Here is a 23,833-nt window from a genome sequence, read left to right as displayed (position 1 = left end):
GAATCAGGCAAACTACGGAAGTGCATCCCGGCAGCTGGAACGCCTTCGACAGTCTCGGCGAAATATTTATCGCCGTTCGTGACAGCGCAATCCAGCCCCCCCCCAGTCGCTCAGGTGACAGCGTTGGTCACGTCCACCACACTGAAATGAGAGGCCACCCAGCGGTGGGCGAGTTCCCACAGAACGGGTGCGCCGCGCTGAATTGTTGGGCCGTATCTTTCGAGGACCTGTTCGTAACGCACATGGTTTTCCGACCAGGTGCCGCCCTGGGTAAACACGTTCACCAGCAGCGGCTGGAAACGATCCAGCGCTTTCGCGAACTGAGCTTCGTCGGATTCCGCCGCTTCAAATTCTCGCCAGAGTTGGCTGAACTCCCTGTTGGCAGCGTCCGGCAGCAGCCCGAAAATACGCGCGGCAGCTTGTTGCTCAAGGTCCATCTGGTTGGCGTTGGAGGCGCCGTGTATCGGCATATCACCGGCGTCGACTTCCACGATATCGTGAATCAACAGCATTTTCATGACGCGCGTGATATCGACTGCGCCGGTTGCATAGTCCGCCAGGACCAGCGCGTACATGGCCAGATGCCACGAATGCTCGGCCGAATTTTCTTTTCTGCTTGCGTCAAGCAGTGGCGATTGCCGAATGACAGACTTCAGCCGGTCAATCTCTCTCAAGAAATCGATTCGTCGAGACAAATCGTCAATATGCATAGGCGTGGAGGGCAGCGGCGTGAGTTGGCGAGATTGTATCATTAATAGGATACAATCCCGGTTTCCCCCGGAGCCGCAGAAATGATTTTCAAGCTGCGATGTATTTGTTTTTCCGCTTGCATCCTGTTTATATCAGCACCATCCATATCGGCACCTGTGCCGGCATCCAGCGTTGCGCCGCTTGAATTACGCATCGCCGTGGTGTCGGATGGACGTGCCGACTACTTCGTCCGCCTGCTGGAAGAGTCCTTGAAGTTGATCCAGCAGCCCTATCATATCCAGTATGTGAAGGACATTCCCGCGCGCCGCATGTGGTGGATGCTGGGCAGAGGCGATATCAACCTCTTCTACGGCATGCAATCGAAGGAAAAGGATAACGACAAGCAGCTCGTTCCTGTGCGTAACTCGCTCACCAATGGCTTGATCGGCCAGCGCGTGCTGTTGATACGCCCTTCCGACACCCAGGCCTTCTTGCAAGTCCGCTCCTTAAGCGATCTGAAACAAACCGGACTCATCGCCGGGTTCGGCGCCGGCTGGGGCGATACCAAGGTGTGGAAGGCGTCCGGCTTGCCGCTGTACGAGCATGCCGCACCGTGGAATACGGTGTATGCGATGGTGGCGGCGGGCAACCGCCACGTCGATTACCTGCCGCGCGGCGTCATCGAGGTGCTGGCGGAGGCGCGCGCGCATCCCGAACTGGTGGTGGAGCAGCACCTGCTATTGGAGTACAAGGCCGATTTTGGTTTCTACCTGAGCCCGTCGGTCGCCCACTACCGCCCCGTCATCGAGCGCGCCTTGAAAGCGGCAGAAGCCAGCGGCCTCAAGGCCCGCCTGATCGACGAGGCATTCGGCGCCGACGTCAAGGCGCTGAACCTGAACCGCCGTTTGCGCCTGCAGCTTCCGGCCGCGCCGGACTGACCGCGGCTGGCGCTAGCCGCCATACACCAGCGTCAGCGCAGGAGGTTTTGACGGCGCTTCCTGGAGCCGGAACAAGCTGACGATCTCCGCCAGACGCACCGATTGCTGCTGCATCGATTGGGCGGCGGCAGCGGCCTCTTCCACAAGCGCCGCATTTTGCTGGGTTACGCCATCCATCTCGGTCACCGCATGGTTGACCTGGCCAATTCCTTCGGACTGCTCTTCGCTGGCGACTGCGATTTCGCCCATGATGTCAGTCACGCGGCCGATGCTTGCCACGACGCTGGCCATTGCAGCACCCGCCTCATCGACCAGTTTGCTGCCCGTCTCGACCTCGGCAACCGAGTTGTCGATCAGCTGTTTCACTTCCTTCGCCGCGGCGGCGGAGCGCTGCGCCAGGTTGCGGACCTCGCCGGCAACCACCGCAAACCCGCGCCCCTGTTCACCGGCACGCGCCGCTTCAACAGCGGCATTCAAGGCCAGAATATTGGTCTGAAAAGCGATGCCGTCGATAACGCTGATGATATCGACGATCTTGCGCGCGGAAGCATTGATCGCCCCCATCGTGTCGATGACCCGCGTTACCACCACGCCACCATGGGCCGCGGCCTCGGACGCCGAGCGCGCCAGGTTGTTGCCATGCCGAGCGTTGCCGGTGTTCTGCCGCACCACGGATGTCAGCTGCTCCATCGAGGATGCGGTCTCTTCCAGCGCGCTGGCCTGCTGGTCGGTCCGCCGCGATAGGTCCAGGTTGCCGGTGGCGATTTCACTGGACGCTTCAGCGATATTCTGGGTGGCGCTCCTGACATCCCCCACCATCATCGCCAGCCTGTCGCGCATGGCCCGCATGGCGAACAGCAAGCTGGCCTGATCGTCAGGCTTGATGTCGATCGGCACGCACAACTCGCCCTGGGCGATCTTGCTTGCGATCTCGGCAGCATACTTCGGCTCTCCGCCCATCTGTCGAATCAGGCTATCGGTAATCACCCATGCCAGCGCGGCGCCAAATACAGCGGCCAACGCCATGAAAACCAGGGATTGGGTACGACTTGACGCATGCGCGTCCTCGGCCTGCCGCACAGCCAGCTGCATTTGCTGCTCTTCATACGCCACCATCTCGTCCATGGCGTCCAGGGTTTTGCGCTGTAGCGGCTGCAGCTCCTTCAGCAGCACCCGCACCGAGCCGGCCTTGTCGCCGGCAGCGGTCAGATCGGACATTTTCTTCACGACGTTGATTGACGCCGCGCGGGTGGCCACGATTTTATCCAGCGCGGCACGTTCGCCGCCGCTGGCCACCATCCCGTCCAGCAATTCGAATCGCCGCTTGTAGACCGCCCGATTTTCTTCCAGTCGTACGGTTTCGGCGGCGATGTCCTGCTGTTCGGTCATTAGTGCAACATTGCGAGCATTCAGGATCGCTTCCATGACAGATTGGCGCATGGCGACAATATGCCCGACCTTCACATTTTCGACGTTGACGATGCTGTTGAGGGTGGCCTGCATGGTCGACATGCGGACCAGCCCTGTGATCGCCAAGGCCACCATCATCAGCAGCACGAGTGCAAATCCCACAGCCAAGCGCGTACCTACCCTGAGATTGGTGATAGACATGTAAAGCTCCCGATGTTGGCGCTACAATTTATGAAACTTTTCTTGTGTAAGCGACAAAATACGGGATTTTCCAGCCAAAAACAATCATGATCTTGCTGCAATACTTACATGAATTATTTACACAACAGACTAAGCTTTAGAGTGATTTACAAGCGCGAAAAAGCCAATCCTGCATGGAAAGCGGCGGCCGTTCCGCCACCTCGCGCGATCCTACGATGCATGCGGGATATTTCACAAGGCGTGCCGCGCTCATTTCAGTAGTGCCATCAAGGCACAAATCAAGACCCCATTGTTCAAGGACAATGATTGATCGTTTCCATCTTGTATAAAGCGGACGACATAAAGTTAATCGTCACCGGTTCCCACATGCGCATTCAGACCCCAGCCCTCTGCCTGACTCTCTCCTTGGCGCTCACCTGCCCTGCCAGGGCAGCGCTGCCGCCGGAGGCGCGGACGACGCAGGCGATCGACCGCCTGCATGCCAACTGGACCGCGCGTGAAAAAGCCCCCTCGGGCATTGCCGGGATTGCACAGACGCCGGATGGGTGGATATGGATCAGCAGTTCTTCGGGCTTGTACAAATTCGACGGTGTCAGCTTTGCGCGTGCCGAGGGCGCCGAAGCGCCGCTCTCGTACAGCATTTCATGCATCGGGGTGCTGCGCGACGGAACCATGTGGGTCGGCTACCGGTACGGCGGGATCAGCCTGCTGCGGAATGGAAAAATGCACCATTACCGGCTGGATGATCCCGATACCCCGACCGGCACCATCAGAAGTGCAACGCAAGACCAGGGCGGCACATTGTGGCTGGCGACCGGCAGAGGACTGCATTACTTCGGCAGCGACCAGAAATGGCATAAACCCGATGCCTCGCTGCAGGCGCCGGACGGGGATCTTTATTCGGTATTGGCCGACCGCCGGGGAACGCTCTGGGTCCGGTCCACGTCAGGGGTGTATGCGCTGTTCAAAGGCGCGTCGGCATTCCAGCAGCGCAGCAGCTATAACGGCTCGGGCATCCTCGCAGAACATCCTGATGGCAGCGTCTGGACCACAGACTCCGAGAAGCCAGGAGTCTTTCTGGTCGCGGAGCCGGACCACGGCGCGCCCTTGAAATGGCACACGAGCAGAGCCTTCAGCGGAATCCTGTTCGATCACGAAGGCTTTGCCTGGCTACAAAGTGGAAAAGGGGTAGCGCGGCTGGGTGACGCCAGCACCCACCAGCCGTTACAGGAAACAGGCATCGAGCAAGGTCTCAGCGGCCAGAAGACGAACTTCCTGTTTGAGGACCGCGAACACAATGTATGGGTCGCCACGGAAAACGGCCTGGATCGTTTTCACGCTGCCCGCCTGCAAAGTCTGCGGCTGGAAGATTATGGCTATTTCAGTGGACGCCCGATTGCCGCCGGCGCGGGCGGCAGCGCCTGGATCGACCATTCTTACCTCGCCTCACCCGACGCCGCGCCGACTTCCCTCACCTTTCCATCGCCCCAGACTTACATCGTCACCGCATTGAACCGCGCACCCGACGGCACGGTGTGGGCCGGCGGCACCGGCGGACAGATGTGGAAAGTCGAGCCAGGCGGGGTGCGCAGCATCCCGCCGCCGGCAGGCATTAATCCTACCAATGTCTATGCCATCGCCCAGGATCGGCGCGGCATCCTATGGGTCAGCATGGGGCGTTACGGCATCTTCACCCTGGAAGACAAAAACTGGGCCCCTGCCGGCAATATCCCGGAATTGGCGTCGTTTGCCGCCTCCACCATTACGGCGGACCAGAGCGGCCGTGTCTGGTTCGGATCAGTGAACAACCAGATTGCCGTATTGACCAGCAAGTCGGTGAAACGCTATAGCGACAAGCAGGGACTGGCTGTCGGCACGGTCATGCACATCCTGCCGGTGGACGGCGGCGCATGGGTAGGCGGCGAAAATGGATTGGCGCACTTCAATGGCCAACGCTTTGACTCCATCAAGGGCGCCGGCGGAGAGCCTTTCGCAGGCATCAATGGCATGGTGTTCGACAATACCGGCAGGCTCTGGATCAATGGCGGGGACGGCATCTCCAGCATCGATTCAACGGAATTGAAGAAAGCGCTTTCCCAGCCCGGCTACCTGGTCAATTTCGACCGGCTCGACTACCGTGATGGCCTGAAAGGTTCCAGCAGTTCCATTCTTCCGACGCACTCGGCGGCGCGCAGCGACGACGGTACGCTCTGGTTCTCAACCACCGGCGGCGTGTATGCCTTTAATCCCGCCAAGTTCACCAAAAACACCTTGGTGCCGCCGGTCATCATCACCGCCCTCAGGGCTGGCGCCACCAACTACGCGCGCGATGAGGACGCCAGGCTGCCTGCGGGCACCGAAACCCTGGATATCGACTTCACGGCCCTGTCCTACCAGGAACCGGGACGCATGCGCTTCCGCTACAAGCTCGACGGCGTCGATCATGAGTGGCGCGAAGCCGATGGCCAACGCTCCGCGCACTACACCAACCTTGGCCCCGGCCACTACCGCTTCACTGTGCTCGCGTCAAACAACGATGGCGTGTGGAATATGCAAGGCGCTGCGCAGTCATTTGAGATCGCCCCCAAGCTGAAGCAGACGATGTGGTTCCGGATCCTGTGCGTTATTGCCTTTGTGATCCTCCTGATCAGCATCTATTTATGGCGTACGCGCCAGCTGGCGCACCGTTATGACGAACTGCTGCAAGAGCGCTTGAGCGAACGGGAGCGAATTGCGCGCGCGCTGCATGACACCTTGTTGCAGAGCATGCAGGCGCTGATCCTCCACTTCCATGGCCTGGCAAAGCGCCTGCCCAAGGATAGCGATGACCATCGCGACATCAACGCCATCCTGGATCAGGCCGACCTGGTCATGGCCGATGGCCGAAGCGAGTTGATGAATCTGCGCACCCGCGCGGATGACGATGGCGACATCGTGCATGCGCTGTCGAAGTTTGGCTATTCGTTACAGGAAAATTTCGGTGCGCGGTTCAAGGTGACGCGGCATGGCTCACTGCTTGAACTCGATCCCTATGCCAACCAGGAAATATTCTGCATTGGGCGGGAAGCCTTGTTCAACGCCTTCAAGCATGCGTCCGCACATACCATCGAGCTCGAAATCAGCTACGGTTCGGACAACTTCATCTTATGCGTCCGCGACGACGGCGTCGGCATCGATCACAGTATCCAGTCGGCGGGACGCAAGCAGGGACATTGGGGCCTGGACGGCATGCGCGAGCGCGCCAGCACGCTCGACAGCAACTTTGTGCTGGCCAACCGCCCAGGCCAGGGAACCGAAGCAATCCTGACGGTGCCGGCGCGCCGCGCCTACCACTCAATGCGCGGCTTGACGTTGCCCGCCTGGCGCGCCTGGGCGGCACGCTGGAAGCGCAGCAAGCCTGGCGGCAGGTAAGCGCCGGGCCTTGCGCTCCGGCGTCATCCCCAGCCGCCACCCAGCGCGCGTATCAGGGCCACGGTCGTCATGGCCCGGTCGCCGCGCAGTTGCACGACATTGCGCTCCACCAGGGCAAGGTTACGCTGGGCATCCAGCAATTCCAGATAACTGCCGCGTCCGGCGTCGTACAAGCGTTGCGCCAGGTCCGCCGACCGGCGCGCCGCCCCCAATGCCGCTTCGATCGCGGCGCTTTGGTCGGACAAGACGCGCAAGCCTGCCAGGCTGTCGTCCACCTCGGCGAAGGCCGTGAGCACGCTCTGCCGGTAGGCAGCGACCGCCTCTTCCAGTACCGCTTCGCTGCGCACAACATTTTGCTGGTTGCGGCCGCCGTCGATCAAGGGCATGCCCATTGCCGCGCCCAGCAGCCAGGAACGGCTGCTCCATTTGAAAACATCGCTGAAGGAGCCGCCCACGCCGCCGAATCCGGCATTGATGTCAAAGGCGGGGAACATGGCGGACCGGGCAACGCCGATGCGCGCATTCGCGGCCTGCATCGCCCGCTGGGCGCCGACGATATCCGGACGGCGCTCCAGCAAGGCCGAGGGCAGGCCGGCCGGGATCACCGGCAAGGCCGAGGTCTCCGCCAGCGGATTGGCAGGGAGACTGAAATCGGCTGCGGGCTGGCCCACCAGCACCGCCAGCGCATGCTCGGACAGCGCTCTCTGGCGCTGCAAGCCGATCGCCTCCGCGCGCGCGATCCCCAGTTCCGTTTTGGCCCGCGACAAGTCGAACTCGCCGATATCGCCAAGCTCGAAACGGCGGCTGGTGACGCGCACGCTCTCTTCGCGCAAGCGCACGGTCTGTTCGACGGTCAGCAGTTCGGCGTCCAGCGCGCGCAAGCGCAGATAGGTTTGCGCCACATCGGCCTGCAGCGACATCAGCACGGAGCGGTAGGTCGCCATCGCCACGTCGGCATCGCCACGGGCTGCCGCCAGGTTCGACGATACCCGCCCGAACAAATCGACTTCATAACTCGCCGAGAGCCGCGCGGAATAGCTCGTGGTGGTGGGAGTCGGCGTCCCCGGCGCCTGGTTGAGTTCCAGCGCGGACGGATGGGCGCGTTGGGCGCCAAGCGCCGCGCCGACGTTGGGATAACGATCGGCCTCAGCGATGCCCGCGATCGCCCGCGCCTGCTTCACGCGGGCCGCCGCCGCCACCGCGTTCTGGTTGCTGGCGTTGGCCTGGGCAATCAGCTGGTCCAACGCCGGGTCGGCGAACGCGCGCCACCATTCGCCGCGCGGCTGCGCCTCGGCCGGCTGGCCCATCTTCCAGGTGCTGCCGTCGGCGGCCCGCTGCACCGCCGTCCCATGCTGACTTTCCTTGAAGGCGACCGGCGTCGATACCGCCGGCTGTTTGAACGCAGGTGTGGAGCAGGCCGTGATCCAAAGCGGAGCCACCACCGGCAGCAGGCGCTGGGCAAATACTGTCGTCATTTTCATTTGGAGGCTCCATCCGGAACTGGCGCAGGCATGACATTGTCCCTGGCCGCGGCAGCGGCGTCGGATATCGACGCGGGCCTATCCATGCGCTTTGCCAACGTCCGCAACAGCACGTAGAACACCGGCGTCAAAAACAGGCCAAAGAAGGTCACGCCGAGCATGCCGGCAAACACGGCAACGCCCATCGCGTGGCGCATCTCGGCCCCGGCGCCATGCGAAAACACCAGCGGCACAACCCCCATGATGAAGGCCACGGAGGTCATCAGAATCGGGCGCAGCCGCAGGCGGCACGCTTCCAGCGCCGCCATCACCGTGCTGCGCCCATGCTGCTCAAGTTCAATGGCAAACTCGATAATCAGAATGGCGTTCTTGGACGCCAGCCCCACCAGCACAAACAGTGCAATCTGGGTGAAGACATTGTTGTCGCCGCCGGTCAGCTTGACGCCGGTGAGCGCGCACAGGATCGACATCGGCACGATCAGGATCACCGCCAGCGGCAAAGTCCAGCTTTCGTATTGTGCCGCGAGGACCAGGAACACCAATAGCACACAGAGCGGGAATACGTAGATCATCGTGTTGCCTGCCAGGATGTCCTGATAGGTCAAATCGGTCCATTCATACGACACGCCCTTGGGCAAGGTCGATTTGACGATTTCCTCCATCGCCGCCTGGGCCTGGCCCGAGGACACGCCAGGCGCCGGAGCGCCGTTGAGCTCTGCCGCCACGAAATTGTTATAGCGCTGAACACGGTCGGGGCCGTAGGTATCCTCGATCTTCATCAGCGTCGACAAAGGAATCATTTCCCCCTGGGTGCTGCGGACCTTGATCTGGGCGATCTGCTCGCGCTGCGAGCGGAACGGCGCATCGGCCTGCACCCTGACCTGGTAGGTGCGGCCGAATTGATTGAAGTCGTTGACATACAGCGCCCCCAGATTGATCTGCAGGGACTGGTTGATTTCAGCCAGCGGAACGTTCAGCTGCTTGGCCTTCACGCGGTCGATCTGGGCGTACAACTGCGGCACGTTGATCTGATAGCCGGAGAAGACGCCCTGCAGGCGCTTGTCCGCCCAGGCCTTGCTTTGCACCGCCTGCACGGCCTTGTACAAGGCATCGTAGCCGACGTTGCCGCGGTCCTCGATCATCAGCTTGAAACCGCCGGTGGTTCCCAGGCCGTTGACCGGCGGCGGTGACAAGACCAGCACGAAGGCATCGCCAATCGCACCCATGCGCTTGTTGATTTCCGCCGCAATCCCCTCCGCGCTTTGCTCCTTGCCGTGGCGCTGGTCGAACGGTTTGAGCGTCGTAAACACAATCCCGGCATTCGGCGCATTGGTGAAGCCGTTGATCGACAGGCCGGGGAATGCGACCGAGGACGATACGCCGGGCACGTCCTTGGCGATATCCGACATTTTCCGGATGACCGCATCGGTGCGGTCGAGCGAGGCCGCATCCGGCAGCTGCGCGAAACCGATCAGGTAGGCCTTGTCCTGCGCCGGCACGAAGCCGGGAGGGACGGCCTTGAACATGAACACCCCGGCGATGGCCAGCACGGCATACACCATCAGCGCGACGCTTTTGCGTTTCAGGACCGACTGCACGCCGCCTTCGTAGCGATGCGACGCCCGCGAGAACACGCGATTGAACGCGGCGAAGAAGCGGCCGAGGACGGCGTCGATCGCCACCGTCAGCTTGTCCTTCTTCGCGCCATGGGGCTGCAGCAGGACCGCCGACAGGGCCGGCGCCAGGGTCAGCGAGCTGAACGCCGAGATCACCGTCGAAATGGCGATCGTCAGCGCGAACTGGCGATAGAACTGCCCGGTCAGGCCCGAGACGAAAGCAATCGGCACAAACACCGCGCACAACACCAGGGCAATCGCAATGATGGGGCCGGAGACCTCCTTCATCGCCTGTATCGTCGCGTCATGCGGCGACAAGCCATTCTCGATATTGCGCTCGACGTTTTCCACCACCACAATCGCGTCATCGACCACGATACCGATGGCCAGCACCAGCCCGAACAGCGACAAGGTATTAATCGAAAAACCAAACAGCAGCATCACGGCGAACGTGCCCACCACCGACACCGGCACCGCCAGCAGCGGAATCACGGATGCGCGCCAGGACTGCAGGAAGACGATCACCACCAGCGCCACCAGCACGATGGCCTCAAACAAGGTATGAATGACCGATCGGATCGACTCGCGCACGAACTGCGTCGGGTCATACACAATGTCGTACTCCATGCCCTGCGGGAAGTCCTTCGACAGTTCCTCCATCTTGGCCCGCACATCGGCCGACAGTTGCAGGGCGTTGGCATTGGGCGCCTGGAACACCGGAATGGCGACGGCGGATTTATTGTCCAGCAAAGCCCGCAACGCATAAGAACTCGACCCCATCTCCAGCCGCGCCACATCCTTCAGCAGGGTGACCGCGCCGTCCGCATTGGTCTTGACCACGATGTTGCCGAACTCTTCCTCCGTCTGCAGCCGTCCCTGCGTGTTGACCGACATCTGGAAACTGGCGCCGCTGCTTGGGCCCTGCCCGACGACGCCTGCAGCGACCTGCACGTTCTGCTCGCGGATCGCATTGACGACATCGGTGGCGGTGAGGCCGCGGATAGCCACTTTCTGCGGATCCAGCCAGACGCGCATGGCATAGTCGCCCGAGCCGAACAGCTGGACCTCGCCGGCGCCGCGCAGGCGCGCCAGCTGATCCTTGACGTTGAGCACCGCGTAGTTTCGCAGGTACAGGTCGTCATAGCGGCCGTCGGGCGATTTCAAGTGCACCAGCAGAGTGATATTGGGCGAGCTTTTGGCGGTGGTCACGCCGATCTGGCGCACCTCGTCCGGCAGGCGCGGCAGCGCACGCTGCACCCGGTTCTGCACCGCGGTCTCGGCCTGCTCGACGTTGGCGCCGATTTTAAAGGTGACCGTCAGCTGCAGCGCGCCGTCCGAGGTGTTTTGCGACGTCATGTACAGCATGTCTTCGACACCGATGATTTCCTGTTCGATCGGCGTCGCCACGGTTTCCGCGATCACTTTCGGATTGGCGCCCGGATATTGGGCCCGCACCACCACCGAAGGCGGCACCACCTCGGGATACTCCGAGATCGGCAGCTCAAAAATCGAAATCAGGCCGGCGACAAACACGATGATGGACAAGACCGCCGCGAAGATCGGCTTGTCGACAAAAAAGCGCGAGATATTCATGGTCAGTCCTTTCCGTTCGCGTCATTCTTGGCCAGCCGGCCCTCGTCCCTGGCGCCGCCCGCAGCGGCCGCCATCGGCACCAGCTGCGGGGTGACTGGCGCGCCCGGCTGAACGCGCTGCAAACCGTTGATCACGACTTTTTCGCCGCTTTTCAGGCCGGTGCGCACCACCCGCAACCCGTCCACCATGGGCCCAAGCTTGACCTCGCGGTATTCGGCCTTGTTGCCGGCACCGACCACAAAGACAAATTTGTGGCTTTGGTCGGTGCCGATGGCGTTATCGGAAATCAGCAGCGCGTTCTTGGCGTTGCCGCCGCCGATCTGGACCCGCGCAAACAGGCCGGGCGCCATGCTGCGGTCCTCGTTGGCAAACACCGCACGCATGCGCACGCTTCCCGTGCGGGTGTCGAGTTGATTGTCGACGAATTCCAGTTTGCCTTCATGCGGAAAACCTTGCTCGCTCAACAGCCCCACCCTGACCTCGATGGGACGGCCGGACTGGTTGTGCGCCGCCACCCGCTGGTAAGTCGATTCGTCGCCATCAAAGCTGGCGTAGATGCGGTCGATCGACACCACCGACGTCAATACCGCCGAGGAATCGACCAGATTGCCCAGCGTGATTTCGGCTTTGGATATGCGTCCGCTGATGGGCGCCGTGACGCGCGCGTATTCAAGGTTGAGGCGCGCGGCGTCGGCCAGCGCTTCGGCAGCATGCGCATTCGCATCCAGCTCCTTTTGGCCGGCGGCGCGCTCATCGTATTCGCGCTGGGCGATGGCCTTGTCGCCCAGCAGCCGTTCGGCGCGCGACAGTTCCAGCCGCGCCAGCTCGGCTTTGGCGCGCGCCGATTTGCTGGCCGCCTCCGCGCGATTGACTTCGGTCTGATAAGGGCGCTGGTCAATCACAAACAGCACGTCGCCTTTTTTCACTTCGGTTCCAGGCTTCACATTGACCGTGGTGATGAATCCGGAAACACGCGGCCGGATCTCGACACGTTCAATCGCCTCAAGACGTCCCGAAAATTCCTGCACCTCGCTGATGGGTTTTTCCATGCCGACGGCGACCTCGACCGTCGGCGGCGCGCCTGGCGCGGAGGCGGTAGCCGTTTTGCCGCATCCGGAAAACGCCGTGGCCGCCAGTACGCCGGCGAGCAGCACCAGCACCAGTGACGAGGGCGTGGCGCCGCTGATCGTTCTGCTGTGAGATTTCATTTTTATTCCTTTTGAAGTAGCAAAGCGAACGGTCCTGCGACCAGCACTGGCATGTTGACGCGACGAATCACTTCACTAGCATATCGGCTTGTCGTAGCCGCCGTAATCGCGGGCAAGGGCATTTTAGAAATGCCGGAATGGCACAAATGAAATCACTATCGGCAGGCGGCCGCGCGCGCGTGCGGCGCACGGCGGGCGATCAGTCGGGAACGGGAATGGTGAAGGACCGGCGTTCAACGCCGGCATGCGTGGCTACAATTGAGGGATGGCTTGACCGCTTCGTCAGGCCTCATGCGCCTTGCGCTCGGCTTGCGCGACGATGATGTCCCACGGCGCCGGCGTGGGGAAAATCTCCAGCAGGAATTCAACGAAGGCTTTCACGTTGGGGCTGCCGCGCCTGCTCTCCGGCCACATGGCGGCGATCACAAAGCGCTCGACGGCCAGCTCCGGCAGGATCGGCACCAGCAGTCCGCGCTCGACGTAGGTGGCGGCCGCATAGGTCGGGGAAATGCCGATGCCTCCGCCAGCCGACACCGCAGCCAGCACGCCATCGGTGGCGTCGATGATGATGCCGGCGCTCGGCGTCATTTCAATCAGGCGCTCCCCCACTTGAAACGGCCAGCGCAGCGCCTGCCCGGAACTCTGGTAACGGAAATTGACACAGTCATGCTGCATCAGGTCATCGATCGAACGCGGCGTGCCGCGCTTCGCCAGATAGGACGGTGCGGCAAACGCGCACAAGCGATGCGGCGCCAGTTGCCGGGAGATCAGGCGCGAATCGCCAGGGTCGCCGACGCGCAGCGCGACATCAATCCCCTCCTCGATCAGGTCGGTGTAGCGGTCGCCCATGCGCAGATCAATCGACACCTTGGGATAACGCTCGCGGAAGCGCGGCAATGCCGGCGCCAGGATGTGGGTGCCCACCGGCAGCGGCGCGGTCACCCGGATCAGGCCGGCCGGTTCCGCCCTGGCGCTGGCGGCCGCCTGTTCGATCTGCTCAATCTCGTGCAGAAGCCGCAGCGTGCGCTCCTGCAAATCGCGTCCCTCGGGCGTCAGCGCCAAGGAACGCGTGGTGCGCATGAACAGCCGCAGTTTCAGTTGTTCCTCAAGCCGCTGCACGCTTTTGCTGACCGCGGACGGCGAAACGCCGAGAGACCGCGCCGCCGCCGTATAGCTACCAAGCGATGCAGTGCGGGCGAATGCAATGAGGCCGGTGAGGCTCTCTAATCCGATTTGTGCTGACATGGAATAATTAAATCAATCCTGAGCCGGATTGTCAATCCGACGGAAGTGACAGAACATAGGCCGCGTCTCATTTTGACGTCCAAGAACGCCATGCCTACCCTTTTCGACCCGATTGACCTGGGCCCGCTGCACCTGCCGAACCGCATTCTGCTGGCGCCGATGACCCGTGCCCGCGGCACGCAGCAGCATATGCCGACCCCGGTCATGGCGCGCTACTATGCCGAGCGCGCCGGCGCGGGCCTCATCATCAGTGAGGCGATCGGCATTTCCCGGCAAGGCCTGGGCTGGCCTTACGCCACCGGCATCTGGTCGACGGAGCAGATCGCAGGCTGGCGGACCATCACCGACGCCGTGCACGCCGCCGGCGGCAGAATGATCGCGCAGCTGTGGCACATGGGCCGGGTGGTACATTCAAGCATGCTCGATGGCGCACAAGCGGTCTCGTCGTCTGCGACCACAGCGCCCGGCCAGGCCCATACCTACCACGGACGGCGCGACTATGCCCCAGCCCGGCCACTGCGCAGCGACGAAATCCCCGGCCTGCTCGAAGATTTTCGCGCGGCGACACGTAATGCCCTGGCCGCCGGATTCGACGGCGTGCAGATCCATGCCGCCAACGGCTACCTGATCGACCAGTTCCTGCGCGATAACACCAACTTCCGCAACGACGCCTACGGCGGAACGATCGCAAACCGCCTCCGCCTGCTGCGCGAAGTGACGCAGGCGGTGGCCGATGTCGCCGGCCCCGCGCGCACCGGCGTGCGACTGTCGCCCAGCACCATCGACCAGGGGGTGATGGACAGCGATCCGCGCAGCCTGTTCACGGCGGCGGCGGCGGTTTTATCGTCCATCGGCATCGCCCACCTGGAATTGCGCGAGCCGCCCAGGGATGGCGATTTCGGCCAGGCTGCAGGCGAACCGGTCGCGCCGCTGATACGGCAGGCCTTTCACGGTGTGCTCATCCTCAACTCGGATTACGACTTCCAGCGGGCGCAGGCGGTGCTGGCGTCCGGCGCCGCCGACGCCATCTCGTTCGGCCGGCCTTTCATTGCGAATCCCGACCTGCCGCGCCGGCTGGCGCAGGATTTGCCGCTTGCAAGGGATGACCAGGCGACCTGGTTTACGCAAGGCGAGGAAGGTTATGTGAGCTACCCGGCGGGGCAATGAGCGCACGCGCCTTAGGTGGCGGACTTGCGGAAGTCGATCAAGCCGCGGTCCAGCGCCAGCACCACCGCATGGGTGCGGTCGTTGGCCCCCATCTTAGCCAACACATTCCTCATGTGGGTGGAGACCGTCGCTTCCGAAATGCCCAGTTGTACGCCGATCAGCCGATTGGTCTTGCCGACTGCGGCCAATTCGATCACCTGCAGTTCCCGCGACGTCAGCGGCTCGCCGTGCCCCAGATGCGCCGTCACGGCCACCGCCACCACCGGCATTATGCACTGCTCGCCGGCATGCACCGCCCTGATCACATCGAGCAAGTCCTTGCGGACCTTGCTCTTCAACATATACCCGGCGGCGCCGGCCTTGATCGCGCGCAGCGCATGGCTGCCGCCTTCGTAGGTGGTGAGAATCACGATGCGCGCCAGCGGGAAATACTTGCGGATGACGGCGGTGGCCTCGATGCCGTCCAATTCCGGCATCTGGATGTCCATCACGATCACATCCGGCTGGTGGGTCAGGTACTGCGCGACGGCCTCGCGCCCGGTGCCGGCCTCGCCAATCACTTCAAAATCCGGTTCGTCCTTGAAAATACTATGCAGGCCCTGCCTGAACAAGGGGTGATCATCGACGATGAACACGGTGATGGGTTTGCTGGACATGTTTAACAGTGAAAAATAAGGCGCGGTCGCGCCCACAGATCATGACACAGAATCAACGCCGGTTCATCCACAGATCTGATGAGTATGAAACTCACGCATCTGGTGATGTGCTTGCATGTAGCCAGTAATAACATTCCTCCATGCGGCGCCCAGGATATTCCCGGGATGGCGGCTATAACAGGGAGAAATGAATGACGCCACCAAGCAGCGAACAAGCGTGCTCTGCGGTGAACTTGCGGCATATGCTGGCCAAACAATTTCCAGACCAATTCATGGCCTTGACCGATTTGTTCGCCGTGGGTTGCCTGATGCACTATCAGGGCGAGCGCTGCGCCTCGCACCGGCTGATGGCACAGGTAAGCGACACGCTATGCCATCCGGCCGAAAAGAATTACTTCGCACTCCTGCTGAATCGCCTGTCCGGCAACGAGCTGCGCTTTGCCCGCGAAATCAAATCCAGCCTGGAAGTGATTGCCCTGTTCGAGCGTATGCCGCAGCCGCCGGCCAGGGAAGCTGCGTGCATCCGCTAGCCAAAGACGCGGGCGCGGTGGCGCTTCAAGCTCACTGGCCGCGCACCTTTGCCAGCTGCCGGTCGAAATCCGCCGGGTCGAAATAGTCGCGCCAGACGGTAATTTCACCATCGACCACGGTGATGGTGCCCATCACCGGCAGGGTAATCGTGCCGCCATTGCGATGCTTGAAGATATCGATGCGTTCATTCAGCACCACGTTGCCGGCAACCGCGATGTGCGTTACTTTCCAGTCCAGCAGAAAATCGGTGCCGATGCCAAAGCCGCGGTGAAAGTCCCCGATCGCGCTGCGGCCGATGATGTCCGGGAACGGCACATTGTCGTATAAAACGTCTTCGGCAAGCATCGCCAGCGCGTCGTCGATGCGATTGTGATTCCAGTGCTCGAAGAACAGCTCCGCGATCTGAAGAGGCGTGTCAGGTTTTGCAGTCATGGCTTATTCCGCGTTATCGTGCTGTTAAAAAAGTATGGCCAGCGCGGAGCTTACTATCCACGGATGCGCCTGATAATAGCGGCAGGCGTCGCTTCAGAAATGCCGCGATGGCACAAATCGCCCGCGCAAAATCGGCCGGGACCGATGCCGCCAGCAATACGTTCCACAGCGGCATAACTGAAATGAGTCCGATCACGATTGTGCGTCGTTTTCCTTGAGCGCAAGATCCAGCCCAGGACAACCGATAGCATCGCACGCACACCATGAGTCACATCGCATGAATCACAATGCAGCCGCCCTTCCCTGCCGCACGGAGCAGCCCGGCCCGATGCGCGCCACGACCGGTGGACACCATGGCTGACTGGCATCCCAAACAGTGGATCACCTTGCTGGCGCTGTCTTTTTCAGTGTTCATGATCTCGCTCGACGTCACCGTGGTCAGTGTCGCCCTGCCGGCGATACAGCGCGAACTCGGCCTCAGCCTGGCGAGCCTGCAATGGGTGGTCAGCGCCTACTCGTTAAGCTTCGGCGCGCTGTTGATCGCCGGCGGCACGCTGGCCGACCACTATGGCCGCCGCCGCGTCTTCAGTATCGGACTGGTGGTCTTTTCGCTGGCCTCGGCCGCCTGCGGTCTCGCGCACAGCGGCGCGGGATTGAATGCGGCGCGCATGGTCCAGGGCGTCGGGGCGGCGCTCATGTCGAGTTCGAGCATGGCGCTGGTGGCCTCGGCGTTTCCGGGCCGTGATCGTGCCTCCGCCTATGGCGTGTGGGGCGCATCGCTGGGCCTCGGCCTCGCGTTCGGCCCAATGCTGGGCGGGTATATTACCGTCCATTGGGGCTGGCATTGGGTGTTCCTGGTCAATGCACCGATTGGGGCGCTGATCCTGTCTGCCGTGCTGAAAACAGTGGTGGAGGCCAAAGATCCGCTGGCGCGCCGGTTCGACCTGTTCGGCCTGCTGAGTTTCAGCAGCGGCATCGCCTTGCTGATCTATGCGCTCAACAGCGGCGACAAACTGGGCTGGAGCAGTCCCCGTGAGCTGGCGCTGCTGGCGTTGGCATCGGGACTGCTGCTGGCCTTTGTGCTGATCGAACGCGGCCAGGAGCGGCCGCTGTTCGACTTGCGCCTGTTCGCCCTGCCCACCTTTGTCGGCGTCTCCATCGTGCCACTCGCCGCCTCCACCGGCTACTGGGCGCTGTTCATCTACCTGCCCTGGTATTTCGACCGCGTACTGCAGCTGGCGCCGGCCCAGGCCGGCATAACCATGTTGCCTTACACGCTGCCGATGCTGATCATGCCGCCGCTGGCCGCGCGCCTCAGCCGGGTCATGGCGCCGCAGCACCAGTTTTTTCTCGGCTTGTTGATGATCGCGCTCGGCGATATGGCCTTGGCCCATGCCATCGACGGCGGCGGCGCGCTGATGTGGCCGCTCTTGCTGGCGGGCGTGGGCGCCGGCTCGATCAACGCCCAAATCAGCAGTGTCGCAGTCAGCGTGGTGCCCGTGGAACGCGCGGGCATGGCGTCGGGCATCAGCGCGACGATGCGCCAGATCGGCTATGCCCTGGCGATCGCCGGGCTGGGCGTGGTGCTGGTCAGCCAGTTCGCGCATGCGCTGGACAGTGCGATGGCGCAGCGCCCCGAGTTTGCCGGCATCGATACGCACCAGCTCATGGAAGCCTTCGAAACAGGCCGGCCGCTGCCGGGCTTTGGCGCATCCGACGACTTGACGCAGCGCCTGAGCCAGCTTGTCGTCGCCAGCTTTGTGCAGGGAATGCGCGCGATGCTGTGGACGGCCGCCGCCGTGAGCGCCGTGGGAGCGCTGCTGGCCCTGAAGCTTATCCGCAGTAACGAGGTTGCAGCGTGAACCCGAGCCGGGTGCGCAGGCAGTTGTTACGGCTGGGCCTGGCTGTCATCCCCTCATTGGCGGGGGCCGCAACCAGCAAACCGTTGCGCATGACGGTGGTCGACATCATGCCGTGGTCTGGACTGGACGCCACCGGCCAGCCCTGTGGCGCCATTGTCGACCTGGTCCGGCGCTTGTCGCAGAGCAGCGGCATTCGCATCGACATCACGGTCGTCCCGTACGGCCGCGCCGCGCGCATGCTGATCGAAAACGACGCGGACCTGATGGTTGCGGTCAACGGCGCCCATGGAACGATACTGCCGCCGCCGATTGCCGAACTAGGCCAGGAAGACATCGTGTTGCTGGGGGCGCCAGGAAGCCGCTACGCGCGCATGGCCGACCTGCGTCAGAAGACCGTCGGCTATCTGCGCGGGGCCACGTTCGTGCCCGCGTTCGCCGACGATCCGGCAATCAGAAAATACGCGTTCGATTCCTACCAACAGGGTATCCGGATGCTGAGTATCCACCGCTTCGATGCGCTGATTGGTTCCGGCAGGACGATAGACTACACCCTGCGTCACCTGGGCATGACAACGCAGGACATGGCCAAACCTTTTCTGGTGTCGCATAACGCCATCGTGCTGTACATTTCCAGCGGTGCGCAGACGCCGGGATTGCTGGCCCGGTTGAAGACTGCATGTCACCACCTTCGACGCCAACGCGCGCTGGAAGCCTGTCTACGTCACTACCTGCCGTGAATTATGCCCTAGCGGAACAACTAGGATGACTTTCGGCCCCATTATCAACGATTCGACACAAGAGTAAGCTAACCTTCTTTGCCCATCGACCAATACAAGGAGGTTCAGCATCATGTCTAAAAAACTGCAAGGTAAGGTTGCGCTGGTTACCGGCGGCAGCACCGGGATAGGTTTGGCGGCAGCGCAATCGCTCGCTGCCGAGGGCGCCCATGTGTACATCACCGGTCGCCGGCAACAGGAGCTGGACGCGGCCAGCAAGGAGATTGACGGGCACGTCACGACGGTTCACAGCGATGGCGCGGATCTGGCGGATCTCGCCGCACTGATGACCGCCATCAAGGCGCAAGCAGGCAAGCTGGACGTCTTTGTCGCCAATGCCGGCATGTACGAAATGCAAAACCTCGAAGACGTCAGCCCGGCCTCGTTCGACCAGGCATTCAATCTGAATGTGCGCGGGGTGCTGTTCGGCGTGCAAATGGCCCTGCCCATCCTGCAGGACGGCGCCTCGATCGTGCTGCTCGGCTCCATCGGCGGATCGAAAGGCTTCGCCGGATTCTCGGTGTATAACGCCACCAAAGCGGCAGTGCGCTCGTTCGCGCGCTCATGGGCAGCGGAGTTAAAGGACCGTCGGATACGCGTCAACGTCATCAGTCCAGGCCCGGTCGCGACGCCCGGGTTCGACGTGTTCGCCAACGATGACGTGAAGACCGCACTGGTCGGCATGATCCCATTGGGACGTTTGGGCTCGCCAGCCGAAATCGCGAAGGCCATCACCTTCCTGGCAACGGATGACAGCAGCTTCATCACCGGGATCGAGTTATTCGTTGATGGCGGGCTGGCACAGCTTTAGATCGCATCAGCTCGGCCATGAATGCGCTAAAATGGCCGCTGCTTTTAACGATGTAAAACTGATGAACCATCTAAAAGACGGCGATCGCCGCCCTATCTGCCTGGCGGCGGCAACGCTCATGCTGGCGCTTAATGCCCATATCGCCTTCGCGCAAGCACCGAACTCGGCGGAGTTGCCGCATTCGCCCACGGAGGCCATGGAAGCCAAGCTCGACACGGTAACGGTGCAGCGCGGCGACCTGCAGCAAACGGTCGACGCCGTAGGAAAATTGCAATTCCACCGGTTTGCCGATGTCAACGCTCAAATAGCCGGCCAGATAAAGGATGTGCTGTTTGCCGTCGGGGATGCCGTGCAGGAAGGCAAACAGGTGATGGAAATTTCGCCTGCTGTCCGCGCCGGAAACAACCTTGCTCAAATGGCCAGGCTGCGGGCCGAACTGGCAGACCAGCAAGCCCAGACCGACTTCGCCGAATTGCAGTTCAAGCGCCAGACACAGCTCAAGGCACAAAATGCTACCCGTGAAGAAAGCGTCGAATCGAGCCGCATGAATTTGTCGTCGGCCCGCGCCCGGGTGGACTCCATCAATGCACAGATCCAGCAGCTGGAAGCGACGCTGAAGTTCGATGAAGAAAGCAGTCGCCGCACGCAGATTCTGGCGCCGCTGTCGGGAACCGTGGTGGCGGTCAATGCGCGCCCAGGACAAGCGGTGAGCGTCGGCCAGGCCGGCCCGCCCTTGATGCGCATCGCCGACCTGTCGCAAATGACGGTGCAGGCGCGCGTGGCGGAAGTGGATGTGACCCGCCTGAAGCGCGGCATGACGGCCAACTTCCAGACGCCCGGTTATCCCGGCCGCACCTGGTCGGGCAAGCTGCGCCAGGTAATTCCCGTGCCTGCCGACGGAACCGGCGAGCAAGGCAAGCAGACTTTTTACAATGTGCTGTTCGAGGTCGACAACCCGGAACAGGAACTGATGAGCGGCATGACCACCCAGGTGCAGTTCGTTGTCGCCCAGACCAAGGATGCGGTGCTGCTGCCGGTTAACCTGCTGGGCAAGCGCGATGCGGCGGACATGTATCAGGTCAATGTGGTGAACGCCGACCGGCGCATCGTGGTGCGCAAAGTGAAAATCGGCTTGCGCACTGCGCAGCAGGCACAAGTGCTGTCCGGCGTGGAAGCGGGCGAGCAGGTGCTGGTTGGTCCTGTGCCGACGCCGGCGCTTCTCCCCAAGCCGGTCGCTCCGGTGGTAGCACCATGAGTCAACGCATTGGGTCGCAACGGACAGGCTTGCTGACGGGATGCCTGGCCGGCGTTTTTCTGGCCGGGTGTGCGCACACGGTTCCTGTGACGGAATCGGCGCCGGCAGTCGAATTGCCAGCTGGCTGGTCGCAGGCCGGAACGCCGGGTAGCCAGGAATGGCCGGACACCCTCTGGTGGCAACGCTTCGGCAGCGACGAGCTGAGTCAATTGGTGCGCGAGGGACAGGAAAGCAACCTGGAGCTGGCCGCCGCGCTGTCGCGGGTGCGCCAGGCTGCGGCGCAGGCGCGAATCGCCGGCGTCGCACTACTGCCTTCCGTTGATGCTTACGCCGGCGCCAGCCGGGATCTGCCGCTCGCAGGCAATCACAACGCCAATGTTTCCACCAGCGGACAGTTGCAGGTGTCTTACGAACTCGATTTTTGGGGCAAGAACGCGGCCAGCGTTGCCGCAGCCGAGGCATCGCTGAGGGCCAATTTCTACGACCGTCAAACCGTGGCCCTCACCGTGACCAGCGGCATCGTGTCGACTTATCTGCAACTATTGTCCCTGCACGACCGTCTCGGCGTGGCGCGCGAGAACGCCCGGACCGCAGAGCATGTGCTGTCGCTGGTCGAAGCCCAGAGCAGCGTCGGCGCCGCCACCTCCGTCGACCTGGCGCGTCAGCGTTCCGCTGTCGCCAGCCAGCGCGCCGCCATCCCTGCTTTACAGCAGCAGGAGCGCGAGGCGCAATCCGCGCTGGCCATCCTGCTCGGCCGGTCGCCGCAAACGTTCAAGGTCAGCGATAGCGGACTCGACACCATCCGCTTGCCCGAAGTGACGGCCGGCATGCCGTCCGAACTGCTGTCGCGGCGCCCCGATATTCGCCGTTCGGAAGCGGTCCTGGCAGCCGCCAGCGCAAACGTCGACGTAGCGCGCGCGGCACTGTTTCCCAGCATACGCCTGACCGGATCGACGGGTACGCAAAGCAGCGCCTTGACCTCGCTGCTCAACGCCCAAAATGTGTTCGCGAATATCGGCGCTTCGCTGGTGGCGCCAATATTCGATGGCGGGCGTTTGCGGACCGAGCGCGATCTGGCCATCGAACAAAAACAGGAATTGGTGCAGACCTATCGCGCGACCGTGATCGCCGCCTTGGCGGAAGTGGACACCGTGCTGGGCCAAATCAACAGTCTCGACGAGCAGCGCCGGTTGAAAGAGGTGGAACTGGAACAGTCGCGGCTTGCGTTCAATCTGTCGGAGATCCGCTACAAGGCGGGCGCGGAAGACTTGATGACGGTACTCGATACCCAGCGCAGCCTGGCGGACGTGCAAAATGAGCTGGGGATACTGAAACTCAAACGCCTGCAAGCCACCGTATCGCTGTACAAAGCGCTGGGTGGTGGCTGGCAGGCTGGTTGAGATTAACGGCCAGTTACAGCGAGCTCATCATTCCCATTCGACTGTAAACCACTGACGCAACTGATTGATTCGTAGAAGATTGCGCAAATATCGAAAATGCAATACTAGCAGCGATACCAGCGGGGGAACTCGTGTTCAAATCGAAGCCACGTTGATAATTGTACCTACATCATCTTATACCACCGGCGCTGCGATGCAACGCTTGCAAGTTTCGAACTTGAGCCGCTGGCTCCTGAGTTAAGCTCATCAAGCGCCAGCGCTGATGCCGTGTTGCACGGTCTGGCTAAACCAACGCGCTTGAGCACGCTGAAATAGCGCCACATTGCCCCAAATTTGCCCCAAATTTCGCTGCCGCACAGCCCGTTTCGATCCAAGAACTACAAGTCCCATCATTGGCAGATGTCGTCCAACGAGTCTGAAAATCTTCTTAACTATATGCGCATCCGAAATTATGCTCTTGAGAAGTTTTAGATGCCAGGAAGAATTTAATGCGCATGCAATTACTTGAAGCTGACTGCGTTGAACTGCGACGGTATTCACGATCTACGAAGCGAACGAAACTCACTTCTCACAGCCGGAAGCCGTGCGAGGCCTATTTCTTGCAAATAGCTTTCCAGTGATCTTCGAATTTACAACTAGGCCGCGACGCCACTATGCCGCGAACATGTCCCGCGCCGGCTCTTGCTGAAGCTATAGCTGCCAACCCGACATTTTGAAAACTATAAGCGGACTCTCCGCCGTAGAAAATCGATTCACGAATCATCGCGCCACTGCTCTTCGGATCAGAATTCACGGAATCGCTCGCAGCGCTGAAAATGCTTGGGACCGCGAGCAGCATCGCTTGATGCAGTGCTTCGAGGAGCGACTCGCTTCGCGTCACGTAGGCTTGGAAAACCTCCCCCTCCGGAAATTCGTAGTCGATCTCGACTTTCACCGCCAGTCCGAATAGAAGGTTCACCTCATTGCGAACCAAGCGCGATCTGCCATACAGGTTGGCCATGTCTTCGGCAGTCAGCTCCCCGGCGAATCGAATCAAGTTGTCTCGCTCGCAAAAGTAAGCGATGGCATGGATAAAGCCGGCAGACGCGCAAAGAGCGCTCAGTTCAGCGAAGATTACATCCCCGGATGGAGCCGCTTGGCGAGGCGCCAG

The 23,833-nt window shown here is 61.8% G+C and carries 18 protein-coding genes; 9 read left to right on the top strand and 9 right to left on the bottom strand.

Features of this window, described 5'->3' with window-relative positions; all coding sequences use genetic code 11:
• Positions 1-110: 110 nt before the first annotated feature.
• On the bottom strand, positions 111-710 hold the full coding sequence (locus tag GJ698_RS00955; protein ID WP_154356348.1) for an HD domain-containing protein: 600 nt from the start codon (positions 708-710) through the stop codon (positions 111-113).
• An 81-nt stretch (positions 711-791) separates the two neighbouring features.
• On the opposite strand from GJ698_RS00955, the gene GJ698_RS00950 reads away from it, so the two are divergent.
• Positions 792-1,628: a hypothetical protein gene (locus GJ698_RS00950; RefSeq protein ID WP_154355716.1), complete on the top strand. Its 837-nt coding sequence runs from the start codon at positions 792-794 to the stop codon at positions 1,626-1,628.
• Between the two features lie 12 nt (positions 1,629-1,640).
• Here GJ698_RS00950 and GJ698_RS00945 read toward each other — a convergent pair whose 3' ends face one another.
• Entirely contained in the window at positions 1,641-3,239 is a 1,599-nt protein-coding gene (locus GJ698_RS00945) for a methyl-accepting chemotaxis protein (RefSeq protein ID WP_154355715.1), read from the bottom strand.
• Positions 3,240-3,545: 306 nt separating this feature from the next.
• Here GJ698_RS00945 and GJ698_RS00940 point away from each other — a divergent pair, with 306 nt between their 5' ends.
• Positions 3,546-6,650, top strand: a complete 3,105-nt coding sequence (locus tag GJ698_RS00940) for a sensor histidine kinase (RefSeq protein WP_154355714.1) — start codon at positions 3,546-3,548, stop codon at positions 6,648-6,650.
• Positions 6,651-6,673: 23 nt separating this feature from the next.
• On the opposite strand, the gene GJ698_RS00935 is transcribed toward GJ698_RS00940, so the two are convergent.
• The 4 genes from GJ698_RS00935 to GJ698_RS00920 all read right to left on the bottom strand — a co-directional run bounded on the left by GJ698_RS00935 (position 6,674) and on the right by GJ698_RS00920 (position 13,793).
• A complete protein-coding gene (locus tag GJ698_RS00935) occupies positions 6,674-8,125 on the bottom strand; it encodes an efflux transporter outer membrane subunit (RefSeq protein WP_154356347.1) in 1,452 nt (483 codons plus the stop codon).
• A gap of 2 nt (positions 8,126-8,127) precedes the next feature.
• Positions 8,128-11,340 (bottom strand): efflux RND transporter permease subunit, encoded by a 3,213-nt coding sequence (locus tag GJ698_RS00930; RefSeq protein WP_154355713.1) that lies wholly within the window; start codon positions 11,338-11,340, stop codon positions 8,128-8,130.
• Positions 11,341-11,342: 2 nt separating this feature from the next.
• Positions 11,343-12,548 (bottom strand): efflux RND transporter periplasmic adaptor subunit, encoded by a 1,206-nt coding sequence (locus GJ698_RS00925; protein ID WP_154355712.1) that lies wholly within the window; start codon positions 12,546-12,548, stop codon positions 11,343-11,345.
• Between the two features lie 282 nt (positions 12,549-12,830).
• Positions 12,831-13,793: a LysR family transcriptional regulator gene (locus GJ698_RS00920; RefSeq protein ID WP_154355711.1), complete on the bottom strand. Its 963-nt coding sequence runs from the start codon at positions 13,791-13,793 to the stop codon at positions 12,831-12,833.
• Between the two features lie 90 nt (positions 13,794-13,883).
• Between GJ698_RS00920 and GJ698_RS00915 the strand changes: the two genes are divergently transcribed.
• Positions 13,884-14,960: an alkene reductase gene (locus GJ698_RS00915; RefSeq protein ID WP_154355710.1), complete on the top strand. Its 1,077-nt coding sequence runs from the start codon at positions 13,884-13,886 to the stop codon at positions 14,958-14,960.
• A gap of 11 nt (positions 14,961-14,971) precedes the next feature.
• Here GJ698_RS00915 and GJ698_RS00910 read toward each other — a convergent pair whose 3' ends face one another.
• Positions 14,972-15,616: a response regulator transcription factor gene (locus GJ698_RS00910; protein ID WP_154355709.1), complete on the bottom strand. Its 645-nt coding sequence runs from the start codon at positions 15,614-15,616 to the stop codon at positions 14,972-14,974.
• 191 nt (positions 15,617-15,807) lie between these two features.
• Here GJ698_RS00910 and GJ698_RS00905 point away from each other — a divergent pair, with 191 nt between their 5' ends.
• Positions 15,808-16,146, top strand: coding sequence for a hypothetical protein (locus GJ698_RS00905; RefSeq protein ID WP_154355708.1), 339 nt, complete (start codon positions 15,808-15,810; stop codon positions 16,144-16,146).
• 31 nt (positions 16,147-16,177) lie between these two features.
• On the opposite strand, the gene GJ698_RS00900 is transcribed toward GJ698_RS00905, so the two are convergent.
• Positions 16,178-16,579, bottom strand: coding sequence for a limonene-1,2-epoxide hydrolase family protein (locus tag GJ698_RS00900; protein WP_154355707.1), 402 nt, complete (start codon positions 16,577-16,579; stop codon positions 16,178-16,180).
• A 353-nt stretch (positions 16,580-16,932) separates the two neighbouring features.
• On the opposite strand from GJ698_RS00900, the gene GJ698_RS00895 reads away from it, so the two are divergent.
• From GJ698_RS00895 to GJ698_RS00875, 5 genes are all read left to right on the top strand, one after another.
• Positions 16,933-18,441 carry an MFS transporter gene (locus GJ698_RS00895; protein WP_166454768.1) on the top strand — a complete coding sequence of 503 codons (1,509 nt, stop codon included), beginning with the start codon at positions 16,933-16,935 and terminating at the stop codon, positions 18,439-18,441.
• Positions 18,438-19,178 (top strand): substrate-binding periplasmic protein, encoded by a 741-nt coding sequence (locus tag GJ698_RS00890; RefSeq protein WP_154355705.1) that lies wholly within the window; start codon positions 18,438-18,440, stop codon positions 19,176-19,178. The genes GJ698_RS00895 and GJ698_RS00890 overlap by 4 nt, the downstream gene beginning before the upstream one ends.
• Before the next feature lie 112 nt (positions 19,179-19,290).
• Positions 19,291-20,028, top strand: coding sequence for an SDR family NAD(P)-dependent oxidoreductase (locus GJ698_RS00885; RefSeq protein WP_154355704.1), 738 nt, complete (start codon positions 19,291-19,293; stop codon positions 20,026-20,028).
• Positions 20,006-21,283 (top strand): efflux RND transporter periplasmic adaptor subunit, encoded by a 1,278-nt coding sequence (locus GJ698_RS00880; RefSeq protein WP_229259778.1) that lies wholly within the window; start codon positions 20,006-20,008, stop codon positions 21,281-21,283. Before GJ698_RS00885 ends, GJ698_RS00880 begins: the two co-directional genes overlap by 23 nt.
• Positions 21,280-22,683, top strand: coding sequence for an efflux transporter outer membrane subunit (locus GJ698_RS00875; RefSeq protein WP_154355703.1), 1,404 nt, complete (start codon positions 21,280-21,282; stop codon positions 22,681-22,683). Before GJ698_RS00880 ends, GJ698_RS00875 begins: the two co-directional genes overlap by 4 nt.
• 592 nt (positions 22,684-23,275) lie before the next feature.
• On the opposite strand, the gene GJ698_RS31495 is transcribed toward GJ698_RS00875, so the two are convergent.
• Positions 23,276-23,719, bottom strand: a complete 444-nt coding sequence (locus tag GJ698_RS31495) for a hypothetical protein (RefSeq protein WP_443090112.1) — start codon at positions 23,717-23,719, stop codon at positions 23,276-23,278.
• Between the last annotated feature and the right edge of the window lie 114 nt (positions 23,720-23,833).

Source organism: Duganella aquatilis (assembly GCF_009674565.1).
Lineage (GTDB): Bacteria > Pseudomonadota > Gammaproteobacteria > Burkholderiales > Burkholderiaceae_D > Rugamonas > Rugamonas aquatilis.
Note: the sequence above shows the minus strand (reverse complement) of the source record. Positions and strands in the feature narration are given on the sequence as shown.